This window comes from Nakamurella aerolata (genome assembly GCF_013002705.1).
In the GTDB taxonomy this organism is placed as follows: domain Bacteria; phylum Actinomycetota; class Actinomycetes; order Mycobacteriales; family Nakamurellaceae; genus Nakamurella; species Nakamurella aerolata.
Genome location: NZ_JABEND010000011.1, coordinates 1 through 14,013, shown reverse-complemented (window position 1 = coordinate 14,013; position 14,013 = coordinate 1). Strand labels below are relative to the sequence as shown.

Annotated in this window: 11 protein-coding genes; 7 read left to right on the top strand and 4 right to left on the bottom strand. The window is 65.6% G+C overall.

Translation table 11 applies throughout. The features are described 5' to 3' along the window. Positions 1–1,048: 1,048 nt before the first annotated feature. The 4 genes from HKD39_RS16055 to HKD39_RS16040 all read left to right on the top strand — a co-directional run bounded on the left by HKD39_RS16055 (position 1,049) and on the right by HKD39_RS16040 (position 5,841). Entirely contained in the window at positions 1,049–1,849 is an 801-nt protein-coding gene (locus tag HKD39_RS16055) for a hypothetical protein (RefSeq protein WP_171200896.1), read from the top strand. Continuing rightward, entirely contained in the window at positions 1,837–2,979 is a 1,143-nt protein-coding gene (locus HKD39_RS16050; RefSeq protein ID WP_171200895.1) for a hypothetical protein, read from the top strand. The genes HKD39_RS16055 and HKD39_RS16050 overlap by 13 nt, the downstream gene beginning before the upstream one ends. 1,540 nt (positions 2,980–4,519) lie before the next feature. Continuing rightward, positions 4,520–5,383 (top strand): MbnB/TglH/ChrH family RiPP precursor modification enzyme, encoded by an 864-nt coding sequence (locus HKD39_RS16045; protein ID WP_171200894.1) that lies wholly within the window; start codon positions 4,520–4,522, stop codon positions 5,381–5,383. Further along, entirely contained in the window at positions 5,380–5,841 is a 462-nt protein-coding gene (locus HKD39_RS16040) for an SCO6045 C-terminal-like domain-containing protein (protein ID WP_171200893.1), read from the top strand. Before HKD39_RS16045 ends, HKD39_RS16040 begins: the two co-directional genes overlap by 4 nt. A 347-nt stretch (positions 5,842–6,188) precedes the next feature. Here the strand turns inward: HKD39_RS16040 and HKD39_RS16035 are convergent, their stop codons facing one another. Continuing rightward, positions 6,189–7,070, bottom strand: coding sequence for a hypothetical protein (locus HKD39_RS16035; RefSeq protein WP_171200892.1), 882 nt, complete (start codon positions 7,068–7,070; stop codon positions 6,189–6,191). A gap of 273 nt (positions 7,071–7,343) precedes the next feature. Here HKD39_RS16035 and HKD39_RS16030 point away from each other — a divergent pair, with 273 nt between their 5' ends. Next, positions 7,344–8,075, top strand: coding sequence for a nucleotidyltransferase domain-containing protein (locus HKD39_RS16030; protein ID WP_171200891.1), 732 nt, complete (start codon positions 7,344–7,346; stop codon positions 8,073–8,075). Positions 8,076–8,210: 135 nt separating this feature from the next. Then, positions 8,211–8,414, top strand: coding sequence for a hypothetical protein (locus tag HKD39_RS16025; protein WP_171200890.1), 204 nt, complete (start codon positions 8,211–8,213; stop codon positions 8,412–8,414). Positions 8,415–8,416: 2 nt separating this feature from the next. On the opposite strand, the gene HKD39_RS16020 is transcribed toward HKD39_RS16025, so the two are convergent. From HKD39_RS16020 to HKD39_RS20665, 3 genes are all read right to left on the bottom strand, one after another. Continuing rightward, positions 8,417–8,830: a hypothetical protein gene (locus HKD39_RS16020; RefSeq protein ID WP_212754654.1), complete on the bottom strand. Its 414-nt coding sequence runs from the start codon at positions 8,828–8,830 to the stop codon at positions 8,417–8,419. Beyond that, entirely contained in the window at positions 8,827–11,265 is a 2,439-nt protein-coding gene (locus HKD39_RS16015; protein ID WP_171200889.1) for an AAA family ATPase, read from the bottom strand. Before HKD39_RS16015 ends, HKD39_RS16020 begins: the two co-directional genes overlap by 4 nt. A 129-nt stretch (positions 11,266–11,394) precedes the next feature. Then, positions 11,395–11,745, bottom strand: a complete 351-nt coding sequence (locus HKD39_RS20665) for a MazG nucleotide pyrophosphohydrolase domain-containing protein (RefSeq protein ID WP_171200888.1) — start codon at positions 11,743–11,745, stop codon at positions 11,395–11,397. Between the two features lie 182 nt (positions 11,746–11,927). Between HKD39_RS20665 and HKD39_RS16005 the strand changes: the two genes are divergently transcribed. Beyond that, entirely contained in the window at positions 11,928–13,742 is a 1,815-nt protein-coding gene (locus HKD39_RS16005) for a DNA/RNA helicase domain-containing protein (protein WP_212754653.1), read from the top strand. Positions 13,743–14,013 lie beyond the last annotated feature (271 nt).

Genomic DNA, 14,013 nt, shown 5'->3' with positions numbered 1-14,013 from the left:
GGCCTGCTTGCCTGCTGCCTGCGTGCTGGTGGCCCGGTCTTTGCTGCTGAGAAACCCGCTGCGCTTCCCCGCGTGGCGAACCCTCAACCTCAACCAGACCCTTATAGTTATGTCAACTAGTGCTGGATATGAAGGTAGGGGTGGGCGTCGTCGGAGCGTGGATGACGCGCCGGGTGGCCGCGAAATACTTGACCGCCAGCATTCTGGTGTTCTTTCCCTTTCCGTTGACCCGACCTTCGACTCGGGGCGCCGGGCCCTTGGGGTGGCCGGCAACCGTCCGGCTGCGGGCAACCGTCCGGCTGCCGGTAGCAGCCGCGGTTGCCGGCGGCCGCGGTTGTCGGCGGCCGCGGTTGCCGGCCGCCGCGGTCGCCGGTGGCGTTGTTGAGGCGGCGTTTTGGGGCGGGCTTGTTGGGGCAGGTTTCGCGCCACTGCTGGGACGGCAGTGTCACAGCGCGGAAGATCGTGCACCGACTTTGGGGCACGATCTTCCACGCAAGCGCAGGGGTGGACCGCCGGCGAGGTGGCACCGGGCACCGCTGTCCGATCGGAGGCCCTGCTGCTACCCGTGCTGGTCCGGCGGCGCTTGTCCGGCGGCTGAGTGGACACCCCGGTGCGGGTGGCGGAGGCAGAGCCGAGGCGTTGGTTTCTGCGCAGGTCAGTGACCTGCCGGTTGTGTACAAGTCCGGCGTCGAGGGGTTGACGGCCCCCACACTGTCTGTTGTTGTCAGGATCTGCTGCTTCCAGGCGCTCCCCTGCTTCGGGGAGTGTCCGGGCAGGTCGGTCGGTCGGAACGGGGTTCGCAGTGCTACCACCACACACCATCAGGGGCACACGCATCACAGGCGCACGCATCAAGGGCGCAGGCACCAAGGGCGCAGGCGTCGGGGTGGTCGGTCTCAGAGGTTCGCGCGGCAGGGGTGTCGGTGACGGTCGCGGTGGGCGGCCCCGCCGCCGGGCGGCCGTGGTCGGCGCGGTCGTCGTGTTGTCCCTCGCCGCCGGCTGCACCAGCAACTCGCCAAGCGCCAACACCACCCCGACGTTCGCCACCATGAGCTCCGGACTCGGCGGAGGCATCCCCGGCCCCGGCCTGTCCGCCGACCCCACCGATCACAGCAACAATCCCCCCGCAGGCAATCCTCCAGCCGCATCCGATTCGGCGCCCGGCTCGATAGCCGAATCCAGCAGCACGCGTTCGACCGGAACCCCACGCTCACCCAGCCGGCCCGGCATCGGCTCTGGGTCCGGTTCTGGTTCTGGTTCTGGTTCTGGTTCCAGCAGCGCCCCATCGACCGGAACAGGCACCGGCCCGACCGCAGGAACGACCACCGGGCCAGCGAGCACCTCAAGCACGGCCAAGCTGTCGGACGTCCAGACCACCGGGCCGGGCGGTGAGAAGGTCACCCTGGTAGCACCCGACGAGCCGATCTCCGACACCGAAGCGAAAAACCGCCGCGAAATCGAAACCGCCTGGCTGAACACCTGGCACCTGTACGAGACGTTCGACAAAATTCCGCCGGACAAAATCCGTTCAACTTTTTCTCAGTTCACCATAAACAAGGCGCTCGACTATTACTCTCTGGGCACCCAAGAGTCTCAAAAACAAGGACTGCGGAACGTCGGATCAGTCTCCCACCGGATCTACTGGCGTGCAGAGATTGGCGACCGCCCCGATGTTTCGTTCACGGACTGCATAGATCAATCAAAGTTCGGATACGTCGACACGAAAGCACGGCAGACTCACATCAACAGCAAGTCGGACGAATTTGTCGTCCGGGCGTACGCTCATCGAGAAGGCGATACCTGGAAGATAAGCGCCATAACGAACAGGGGCCTATCGTGCGAGCGCTGACTACAGCGGCCATCGCCCTGGCACTCGCGACTGCGATCGCCTCTCCGCTGCCTGCTGCGAATGCCAAACCTGGCACCGAGCCGAAACCCGAGGAGACGGTGGACATCGAGGATAATGGAGCATTCGGCAAGGCCGAAGTTGACATCACGATCAACGGTCAAACCGTCGTCGAGCCGCCACCCACGCCGCGCGAATACGACCTTTCTGCCGGCGTACCATTGTTCGGCGACGAGACCGAGAGTGATTCCAGCAGCACAACAGATGTCGGAGCAACTACAAACGACTCGACAGCCGAGTCCGATAGCGAACCGAGCCGCGACGATGGTTGCGATCTCAGCTATGTCCCCACTCGGACACCCGCAGATCTCGCCCGGTACAAGGTGCAAGGCACAGCCGGTAAGGGCGATCTGTATCGGATGGACTGCAAGGTTGCGTTGACGTTCGACACCAACAAACTAGTCGACTGGCAGACGGCGGGTTACACGTTTCTGCCGTATGCCGAGCCGGTGGTGCCGGGTCAGCCGGCGCGGCGTGCACCAGCCCCACCACCACCGCCGCCGCCGGATCCGCGGGTGTTGGCGTATCAGTTGTTCAAGGATCTGCAGCAGCAGGTGCCGCAGCAGCAGATCAGTATCGGGCCGATGAAGTGGGACGAGATCATCGTGAAGGTCCCGCAGTGGTTGTCGGTGAACGATCCCGGTGCCCAGACCGCCTCGTTGACCTTCCGCGGAGTGACCGTCACGATGACCACCCGGCTGGAATCGGTGGACTGGACCATGGGCGAACCCAAGGGCGACCCGGACCAGGGCGCCACCGACCCGGCGACCGTTTCCTGTGCCGGGCCGGGCGAGCCGGCCCCGCCGATCGCGACACTGCCCGAGGATGCGAAAACGTGGGCTCCGCCGTGTGGGTACACCTTCCGGTGGCGGTCCATCCCGGAACGCACCGGCGGGTCGGGAACCTGGCCGGTGCGAGCAGTGGTGCACTGGAACGCGCACTGGGAGGCGAACACCGGTGATCAAGGGGATATCCCGTTGCAGCGCACCGCCCAGACCGCGGTCAAGACATGGGAGCTGCGGGTACAACTGGTCAACGACCCGAACTACAAGCAGCCACCACCCACCCGCTGACACCACCCACCCGCTGACCCGGCGGCACCGAGCATCGTGCTCCCCCGGGAAGCACGGACCGGCCCGGGCACGCCCGTGGCCCCGGTGTCTTGCCACCAGCCGCGCTTCCGCGGAAGCAGGTACCGGCCTGGATGCCGTGGTCGCGAGTCCGCGCTCGGCACCACGCGGTGCCAGGACCCCCACCCGGCCCCAACGTGGCTAGGTTCGCGTGCGCGTGATTCCGGGTCGGATCCTCGTCCCTGGCGATCCGGATCGCTGATCCGCGCCCGGCCGGAAGATTGGTGATAGACGGCCACCTACCGTCACACTGCCTCGCCGACCTGCTTCCCCGCGGAAGATCGTGCACCGTCTACGGGGCACGATCTTCCGCGCTCAGACACGGCGCGGCCGCTTCGCAGCGCAGCCGGTTGGACAGGTACCACGCGATGGCGTCGAGTGTGCAGGCGCGCTTCCGCGGAAGCACGGGCGGAGCGCCCGGCCGGCGCAGGCCGCCGAAAGCCTCACCGCGCTTCGTCCGTGAAGGCGAGCGCGAAGCGCTTCCGCGGAAGCGGGGGCGGGGTGCTCGGGCGAGGCACATGAAGTTCCGCTGGCGCTTCGCCTGCGGAGTGGGCGCCAATGGCTGACAGGTGGTGCGGCTGCGGCGCTTCCGCGGAAGCACGGGGTGGTCGAGAAGGATCAGATTCGAGTCGGTCTGTACGGCGGCGCTTCCGCGGAAGCCTAGGCGTCTGCGCGGAAGATTGGCCACCGACTACCGGGCACGATCTTCCGCGCTCAGACACGGCGCGGTCGCCGCGTAGCGCAGCTAGGTCGCCGAGCGCAGCCCAGGTCGCCGAGTAGCGCAGCGAGGTCGGGGCGCACGCATCGGCTGCGGTGGCCGTGAGCGGGAAGGCGCTTCCGCGGAAGCGCGGGCGGGGTGCTCGTCCGTCCCCGCCCAATGAAGTTCCGCGTGCACTCCATCCGCGGAGTGGGCGGCAACGGCTGGCGTCCGCCACGCTTCCGCGGAACCTGGGTGGCCGAGAAGGATCAGATTCGAGCCGTTCTGTACGGCGTCTGGGCGGAAGATTGACCACCGACTACAGGAGACGATCTTCCGCACTGAGACACGGCGCTGTCGCCGCATAGCGCAGCCCAGGTGACGGCGCACGCATCGGTTGCCGTCCCCGTGGGCGCGAAGGCGCTTCCATGGAAGCGCCAGCGGAGCTCTCGGCCGGCCCCGGCCCATGAAGTTCCGCGTGCACTTCACCCACGGAGTGGGCGACAACGGCAGCCAGCTGGCAGCCGCGGTGCTTCCGCGGAAGCCCGAGCGGAGTGCTCGGGGTGAGGCACCTGAAGTTCAGCGTGCACTTCACTCGCGGAGTGGGCGGCAACGGCTGCCAGGTCGTGGCGGCTGTGGCGCTTCCGCGAAACAGGCGTCTGCGCGGAAGATTGACCACCGACTACGGGACACGATCTTCCGCGCTGATGCAGCGCCGGTCTCGCGACCGAGGTTGCCTGGGCCGAACCGCCCCATGATGCCCGGCGCTGCCCTACTCTCCTGGCTATGAGCCACAGCTCGCTGCGCGGGGCGGCGGTCGCCTGGCGGCCGCCGCTGGCCGAGTATCTGCTTGCGCAGGCCGAGGCGGGCCGGCTCGGATTCAGCGAGATCGTGGCGGAGAACCACCGACCTGGCGCACTGGCGCCGCAGCTACTCGATCTCGCCACCCGGGTACCGGTGGTGCCGCACGGCGTCACGCTGGGGTTGGGTGGCGCGGATGCTCCCGATTCAACTCGGTTGCGCCGACTGGCCGACCTCGCCACCGAGCTGGCGAGCCCGCTGGTCAGCGAGCACCTGGCGTTCGTGCGAGCCGCCGACGGGCCGGATCCGATACACGGCGACGTGTTGGAGGCCGGCCACCTGCTTCCTCCCCCACGCACCCGAGACTCCTTGGATGTGTTGTGCGCCAACGTCACTCGCGCGCAGGAGCAGCTGCCGGTGCCGCTGGCCATCGAGAATATCGCGGCACTGGTGCAATGGCCAGAGAACGAGTTCGCCGAGGGTGACTACTTGGCAGAGCTGGTGGAGCGCACCGGCGTGCGTCTGGTGCTGGACGTTGCCAACCTGTTCGCCAGCGCCACCGCGTCCGGTGGCGACGCCGGTGCCGAGCTGCGCCGGTTTCCCCTTGCAGCGGTGGCGTACGTGCACATCGCGGGGGGCGAGTTCGACAGCGGGTTGTATCTGGATACCCACGGGCACAACATGATTGCCCCGGCGGTCGATCTGCTCGGCGAGCTACTGGCGTTGTACGGCGGCTGGCCTCCTGGCGTCCTGCTGGAACGCGACAGCGACGTCACCGTCGACGCCGTGGCGGGCGAGTTCGCCCGGCTGATCGCGGCGCTGCAGCAGCCGGCGGGAACGCCCCGATGACGACACAAGAGCTGCCAGACCAACGCGCCCAGTTGCGTGATCGGGAACATGCCGTCCTCACCGACCTGCTTGCCGGGCGGATCCCTGCCGGCTTCGACCCCGCCGGCAGCGCCATGACCACCACGGTGCTGATCGCCAAACGCTGGGCCGCGGTGCGGTCGCTGGCACCCGAGCTGGTCCATCTCGCTGACGCTCGGCAGAGGTTCGGGCGATACGCCGTGCATCGGCAAACCGATTGCGCGCACACTGATCTCACCAGTTTCGTCGACTGGCTGGCAGCGGACGCCGACCGCTCGGCGACGCAGTGGTTGCGGCTGCACGCCGTTCACGACGGCCGCCGCCGATACGCGCTGGCCATGGTCAACGGCCGGCGCGTCCTCGCGGTCGGGATCGGTGGAACCGTCTGGCACCTGGCGCTCGTCCCACCGGCAACGACAACGAAGGGAGCACGGCAATGAGCGGAACGGGACTGTTCATCTTCGTCGCCGTCCTCGGGGTGATCGGCGCGATCATCTCGGTGACGCGCGGCTCCCGTTCTGGCGGCAGGCGGCGGCGGATGCGCCGCGGTAGCGCGGCCGGTGCCGGGTATGTGGGGAGCAGCTGCTCCTCCAGTTGCAGCAGCGACGGCAGCCATCACTCCGGTTGCAGCAGCTCATCATGCAGTGGCTCGTCGTGCAGCAGCAGTTCCTGCAGCAGTTCATCGTGCGGCGGCGGATCGTCCTGCGGTGGAGGCGGCGGGGACTGAGCACAACTCCACCACCGAGCGGACCTACCGTTCACCGGTGGGCCGACACCGTCGTGTGGATCAGCCGACAACAACCAGAATCCGGTCGGGCTCGGGGATCTCGTTGACCCAGAGCCGGATGCGGGCTCGCGGTGGCGACGGGCAGTACATCAAGATCAATCCGTTTGTGGTCATGACGCCGATCTCCCCCGTCGGCGCATCGCGCTTCCCTTCCCAAACCAGCTGCACTCCCGGCGTCTCGGCCGGTGCTTGCGCCTGCGTGGCCAGCGTCACCGTCACCTCTCGGTCGGCGGTGGCGAGCGACAGGGCTGAGTCCGTCCTACCGAGGCCGCGCTCGTCCAACGAGCCCTGGTAAACCTCGCCGGGATCGGTATCGGTGATGATGCACAGGTGGTGGCCGAACTCGTGCCGAACCGCCGCAAACGTCACTTGCCCCAAGGGTTCTGGCTCATCAACGGCGTCTGGTTCGGCTGCCGCAGAGACCGCGGCCTGCGAGGTATCCCACTCCCGAACGCTCACTTGGTCCCATAGCTGCTCGATCGATTCGAACAGTGGCTCGATCCGCCCATCGGGACGCACCGCGACGACGGACCCGTCGCGGCGCGACCACCCGAATTCGGTCCCGCCGGCGTCGTCGACCACCGGGATCAGGCCGGCCCGCTCCAGCACCGGCTGACGTTGCCGGGTCGCCGCGATCCCATGCTCGGTGTCGTCCAGACCATGGATGGTGTGCAGCACGAAGCTGGTGCCCAGCAGTGTTGCCTCGCCGTCGAAGCGGCACGACCCGAACTCCAACCACAGCTGAGTGAGCGACTCCGGCGCCGGCCGCTCCCACCCCGACGAGAATCGTTCCACCTGCACCGGCGTTGCCGGCGCGAACTCCACCGCGTCATCGAAGGTATCGAGCCATTCGGCCAACCGCTCGGGGAAGCCCGCGGTCACCTGGAGCCGCCATGTCGACCGCGTGGCAACGTGCAGCCACTCGTCCGCCAGCAATCCGCCCTCTCAGCATTCTCTCGTTGGAGCCAGAACCTTGCAGCAGGACGAGTCGTCGGACGCGGATCAACCGGTCAGCTGAGAAGATGTAGCTATGCGACGTCCGCGTGACGATCAGCAGCCCCGCCCGGCGGACCCGAACTCCTTGATCGAAACCTTCGCCGCGATCTGACAACGACACTGAATCAGCCCGATGGGACTGGCCGGTCCCGCGCATCGTTGTCGGCTGTCTGGATCAGCGGGTCAGTAGCCACCGGCGACTTCGTGCCAAGGGTGAGCGATATCGACCTCCTTGCCGTCGTCGATGGTGACCTCACGACGGCGCGCCGAAAGCTGCGCCGGCTGCATCGCTCGTGGGACCGACGGCTGGTAGCCGGGCCGCTGCGCGGTACATGGCTGGGTTGCGTCTACGTGTCGGCTGACGCGCTGCCCGGATTCGACGCCGGCCCAGTACCGCTTGCATCGGCGGAGGCGAACTCGGTCCGCCATCTCACCTGGACCCATCGAAAACTGATCTGTCGTCGACTCTCGCTGATGATGTTGGCGGAGCTGCCCGCCCACGGTCGCGCTGTCGTCGGGCCGGCGCCGAGCACGGTGTTTGCCGCTCCCTCTGTTGACGACGTCCGTCGCGCCGCTCTCGCTGAACTCACCGGGTTCTGGGCATGGGCCGTCTCCCGGCCCTGGTGGTGGCTTCGTGCCGACCACATCGACCTCGCCACCACCAGCGCCGCCCGGCTTCACGCTGCACTCGACCGCGGCGAGCTGCTCACCAAGTCGGCTGCGTTGAATGCAGCGTCGGACGACGTGGTGCCGGCGCAGCTGCGCGAGTTCTGCGTGCGGCGGCGGACCCAACTGCATCGACGGCACGAGGCGGCCGCCCGACATGCAAGGATCGGCCGCGCGACGGTGCTCCGACTGGTCGCGAAGGCACAAGCCCAGTCCACGGTGTAAGCGTGGTCTGATGGGCCAGTAGACCGAAATGTCGCCGCAGAGCTCGGCAGGGAGGTGCTGCGGACCGCCGGCTCGGAGCATCCGTGGAGTCTTGCATTTCGGTTGGCAGAGAACAGATCGGAGCAACGCGATCGCATGTACGGTGCATGGCTCTACGACGGCGACGCCAAGATCGATCGGACCATCTATCAGTTCCCGTTCAGCAGGGACGAGGCAGTCTTGGAGCGCGTCAAGCGCGACCTAGCGATGTACAGGCTCGCGTTCGGCCAGAACCGGCAGGAAGAGTTCACGACGCTGTTGCTCGGTCGAGAGCATTCCCCGATTCTGCTACGCCCCTGAGGCTATGAGGCGTTGTCGTGCCGGATGAACGCGGCGGCGGGAAGCGGCGCGGACACGGCTGTGGCACGCGCAATCGACTGACCCAGCAACGTGCGGGTCGCCTTGTGCAGGGCAACTACTTCGGTGGCGGCCGGCTGAAGCTCGTATGCGTGGACGTGGCACGCCCGGCTGAGGCCATGCCAGAGGCGTTCGGCGTCGGCACCGATGGACCGATCGTGCAGGGTACGGAGCACGATCAGGCGCGAACGCATCGTCGGCCACCTACCCTGGCCCATCCATCCGGCGCACATCCACTGCACCCAGTCTTCGAAAGCCGAACGGGTCATCACCGCGGCAACGCGGGGGCCGCGCGGACCCAGACTGACCTCACCGTCGAGTACCTGTTCCGCCAGGTCCAGCAGTCGAAGGCTTTTCACAGCAACAGCTTTCGCAGATCTTCGATCGTTCGTTTCGTATCGTCCACAGCGTTCTGGACGTGCTGCGCACCCTCATGAACTCCTTTGGCCGCTACCCGGAGCGAGCCCTCCCGGTACCCCTTCACCCAACTGGAGATGTCTGCCGTGGCATCGAGATGCAGCGCGAGCGTGACGCGCGAACGAGTAGTCTTCGCCTCGGTCCACGTCTGCTCCACCCAGTCAAGCGACTTCCCTATCGCTAATGCCTTGGTGGCAAACACATCTCGAGCTGCGGCTTCCACCGCCTCTCGACACAGCGTTGGGATGACACGACTCTTCACCTCGTTGGACACGTTGCCGTCCCGTAGCAGTGCCTTGGCATCGTCCAACAACCGGGTGGCTGGACGGGTGGCCTCGGTGATGCTGATCCGCGAGCCGGACTGCCGACTGACCTCGTACATGCGGGCCGGCACGTTCTGGCGGCGGATCGCCGCCGGCAGCCGATCGTCGTGCGTCAGCACAATCACTTGTCGATGCTCAGCCAAATCGATCAACACCTGCAGGAAACCATCGATCTTTGATGGGTCCATCGCCTGGATGGGGTCATCCAGCACGACGAACCGGAACGGGCTTGCGGCAGCGGTGGCTCGCGGCAGGAAGACCGCCAGTGCCAGCGCGTGAAGTTCGCCTTGGCTCATCACGCTGAACGCTTCGGTGTCGCTGCCGTCCACCGCCGCGCTGAGAGTCACCCGGCGAAGGTTCTTGGCGCCGCTCAGTTTGATGTCGCCGAGTTGGACGTTGCTCTCCTGCCGCAGCACCGACCAGATCTCGCCAGAGCGATCCGACATCGGCTTGAGTCGCTCGTTGCGGATCTGTTCAGCGTTGTCGTTCAACCACTTCTGCGCTGCGGTCGCTCGCTGTCGGGCCCCGGCGGTGACCAGGAACTCGTCGGCGGCCGTCAACCAGCGGGCAAGCACCTCAACGGCCAGCGTCCAGTCGTCACGCCTGGCTTCACTGAGTTGGACCGCCTCCGCAGCCAGCGCGGCGTAGCTGTCGCGGACGTCCGTCAGCGCCTGCGGTAGGTCACGCAGCAGTTGTCGATCGTCCACGTCGAGCAAGGCCGTCGCTGATTTGTGCGCGGCAGCGGCGGCTGGCGCTGTCGTCAACTCCGAGTGCTGTGGGACGACGGCGATGCCTTCGATCAGTCGTCGTGCGACCGACCGGGCTTCATCGAGCCGGGTACGCACCGCAGCCAGCGCACTGCTGGCGGTTCTGGCGGCACTCACCTGATTCTTGGCCTGTTGCAACCACTCTGCGTCCAACTGTCCGGTATCGCAGACCGGGCAGCTGCCGTCGCCGTGGTCACGGTGGAACCCCATTGCGGCCTCCAGCAGGCGCAGCTGATCGGCCGCGAGCGTCTGTTGCGCGTCGGTCTGATCGGCCACAGCCGCCAGCGCCCGTTCCAGTTCGCCGGTAGCGGCGTCGACGTCGTCCGCGGACGGCACCGTGAGCGCCGCGGCGACCCGCCACGCTGCCGGCACCGACTCCCCCGCCCCGGCCACAACAGTCGGACGGATCTCCTCGGGGTGTGGAACGTTCCGGTTCACTTCCTTGGCCAGCGTCTGCGCCTTCGGATCGTCCACGCCCTGCAGCACACTCTTCGCCTCACTCTTGGCTGCCCGGAACGTCGATTCGGGGACCTTGAGTTGCCGGACCTCATCGTCGAGGCGGCCGATCGCCTCGGTGAGTTGTTCCAGACCGAGTAGCCGAAACAGTTGGTCGTAGAAGTCTTTCGGCTGCCCTTCGAGGATGCTGCCGAGCTCGTCGTAACTGAGCAGCGGCCGGTACAACTCGAGGGCACGCTGCCACCCGAGCGCCTCGAACGGCGCGCGCTTGTGCCCGGTGCGGTCGACCCATCGGGTCTGATCTGACACCGGTGCGGCCGCATCGGAGGACCAGTCGATCCCAATGGTGACGCTGCCGGTGCCCTCTTCGGTGACGACGACACGCACCTCTGGGGCGACGCCGGCGTGCAGGTTGCGCCAGGCCCGGCTCCACACGTCGTTCTTGTTCTTGGTCTCCCACCGCTTGTTGACGCCGGTGAGTGCCATCTCCAGCGCCTCGGCCAGCGACGACTTGCCGGATCCGTTGCGGCCCGCGACGACGACCAGCCCCGGTTGTCCCGGCAGACTCAGCCTGATCTGCTCCCCGATCCCCCGGAATCCTTGCACCGTGATCGACCTGATGAACGTCCCGGTCGCCTCCACTTCGGCCGGCGCCGGCGCGGTGAGCCGCTCTTTGGTCGCTTGCTGTTTGGCCGTACCTTCGTGCAGCACCGCGGCCAGCTCGTCCGCACTCTCCAACGCCGCCAGGATGACGTACTGCACGTCCTCGCTCAGCGACTCATCAGCCAGCGCGCGGCCGATCACCACGTCCTTGAGCTGGTCCTCGGCCACGCTGCCTCCTCATCGGGGCCCCGACTGGTGATCGCAGAATCCATGATCGCGGCTTCTCCGCCGACCTGCATGCCCAAGCAGCTTGCGGCGCCGGCCGCCACCGGCTCCGACTCCTCCACAAGCCCCTCATCACGACGGCCGATTCGGCGCAACCCCCCGGTGCTCGGAAGCAGGGTAACGATCGATGGCCGCCCGGAGTTTTGCAGTTGCTGCCGCCACCAGCTCGACACCACATGCCTCTGCCAGCTGGATTAGGTAGATCAACACGTCCGCTAGCTCGTCACGGATCTGGCCGCTGAGCGGGGCGTCACGAACAAGCTCCGCCGCGCGATCCGCAGGAAGCCACTGAAGCAACTCAGCTACTTCGCCAACTTCGCCGGTCAAGGCGATCAGCAGGCTCTTCGGATCGTGGAACTGCCCCCAGTCCCGATCCTCGACGAACTCGTGGATGCTCGCGCTCAACTTCTCGAGGTCCGACACACACCCAGCATGGCACGGCCAGGCTCGTGCACCCTTATCATGACTGGAAGCGGCCCGACGGGCATCCGAGCGCGGACAGTCCCCCACCCGCACGAATATTCGTGCTGCCCTGGGGACTGACTTGACGCTACTTCGCCGCTCCGCCGCAGACTTGTCATGACCTGGTCCGCACGGACACCTGGGTGGAGCGCTTCTTGACCGATCAGCTTCGGCGCCACACCGGGCGATCGCCTGCCCTAAGCGAGATTCGGTCATGGAACAAAAGTGTGCCAATCCTGTTGGGCGACCTGATTTCCGCGGGACTCGGAAAGGTCGAAGTGCTCGTCGAGTACCGGCTTCCGCTAACAAGCAAGCGTGCTGATGTCGTACTGGCGGGAGTACATCCGCGAACTGGTGAAGACTCGTACGTCGTTGTCGAATTGAAACAGTGGTCAGACGCATTTCCTTATGAAGACTCGACTGAGTTGGTTACAGTTCCCGGAGTGCGAGGTGGTCCACGTCAGCACCCTGCGTCACAAGTCGAGGCGTACTGCGAATACCTGCTTGATTTCACTGCTGCTCTGCACGACACGCCGCAAGCAGTCAGTGGCGCGGCTTACCTACACAATGCAGGTCAAGATGTGGCACTGGCGTTGTCCGGTCGACTACCGACCAACTATGGGCGATTGTTCACGGGCGCCGACCGTGGACGGTTTGCAGAGTACCTATTATCTCGGCTCTCAACCACAGAAGGCGGCGCATCGGCAGCGGATCGACTCCTGGGATCCACCGTCGAGCCATCCCGCCAGTTGTTGTCAGTAGCTGCCGATGAGATAGCACATCGCGAACAGTTTGTCCTCCTGGACGAACAAGCGGTGGCTTACGAATTAGTACTACATGCAGTCGAGCGAGCAAGAGCTGGCGATACCAAATCGGTGATCATCGTGACCGGGGGACCAGGAAGCGGAAAGAGCGTCATCGCACTGTCGGTCATGGGTGCTCTCGCAGCGAAAGGACGAACTGTTGTCCATGCTACCGGATCTAGATCATTCACCGAGACGTTGCGTCGCGTTACCGGACAGAAGCGTTCCAAGGCCGCTAGCCTGTTTAAGTACTTCAACTCCTTTATCGCGGCGGAAAGGAATGGGCTGGACGTTCTCATTCTCGACGAAGCACACCGCATCCGTGAGACGTCGGCCAATCGATGGACGAAGGCCGAGCACCGCACTGGGCGGCCACAGCTGGACGAGCTCATCTCTGCCGCCCGGACGCCGGTTTTCCTACTCGATGAGAATCAAGTAGTTCGCCCAGGAGAGCTTGGCACACCACGGGACATCCGAGCGCACGCCAAATCGCTTGGCCTGGGAGTGCACGAAGTACCCTTGGATGCTCAGTTTCGATGCGGAGGGAGCGAGGCTTATGTTCAGTGGGCAAACAATCTTTTGCAGTTGAACAATGGGCAGCCATATCGATGGGTTTCGGACGGGCAGTTTCAAGTCGACGTAGTCAACTCTCCTATTGAATTGGAGGCTAGGCTCAGCGTGGCCCGACAGCGCGGATTCAGTGCCCGTATGACGGCTGGCTATTGCTGGCCGTGGAGTGATCCCCGTCCCGACAAGACCCTAGTACCCGACGTCACGATCGGTGAATGGGCGCGCCCGTGGAATTTAAAAGGTGAACGTGCCGTACCCGGTGCTCCCCCAGCTTCACTGTGGGCCACCGAACCTGACGGGTTCAACCAAATCGGATGCGTGTACACGGCTCAGGGATTCGAATATGACTGGAACGGTTTGATCTTCGGCCCCGACCTCGTGTGGCGGGCCGGCCGCTGGGTCAGCCGTCGGGAGTACAACAAGGATCCTGACTTCCGGAGCCGCGGACGCGTTTCCGATAGCGAGTTCGATCGATTAGTACGCAACGTCTACAAAGTGCTTCTCACCCGGGGAATGGTAGGAACACTCTTGTTCTCGACAGACCATGAAACGCAGGACTTTTTGAACAGTCTCATTCGCACGTGACCAACTTGTCGCCCTTGCGGGAGTGCCGCCGCACGTGCTTATCGACCCTGATCACCGTCTACCAACCCAGCAACGAGCCCACCACGAGCGGTTCAGATAGCTGCCCCTACACCGTCATCTGTGAAGAGCCCTATAAGTCGAGCTTACGGGCCCTTGGACGTTGAGCGGGGCGGCAGCCTGAGGTAGGGCTCGTGGCCGCGCATGCTGTTGGTCTCTCACAACGTCCAGCAGCGAGGCCACGAGCATGGTTCAGGGTAGCGGGGCTGCCGTC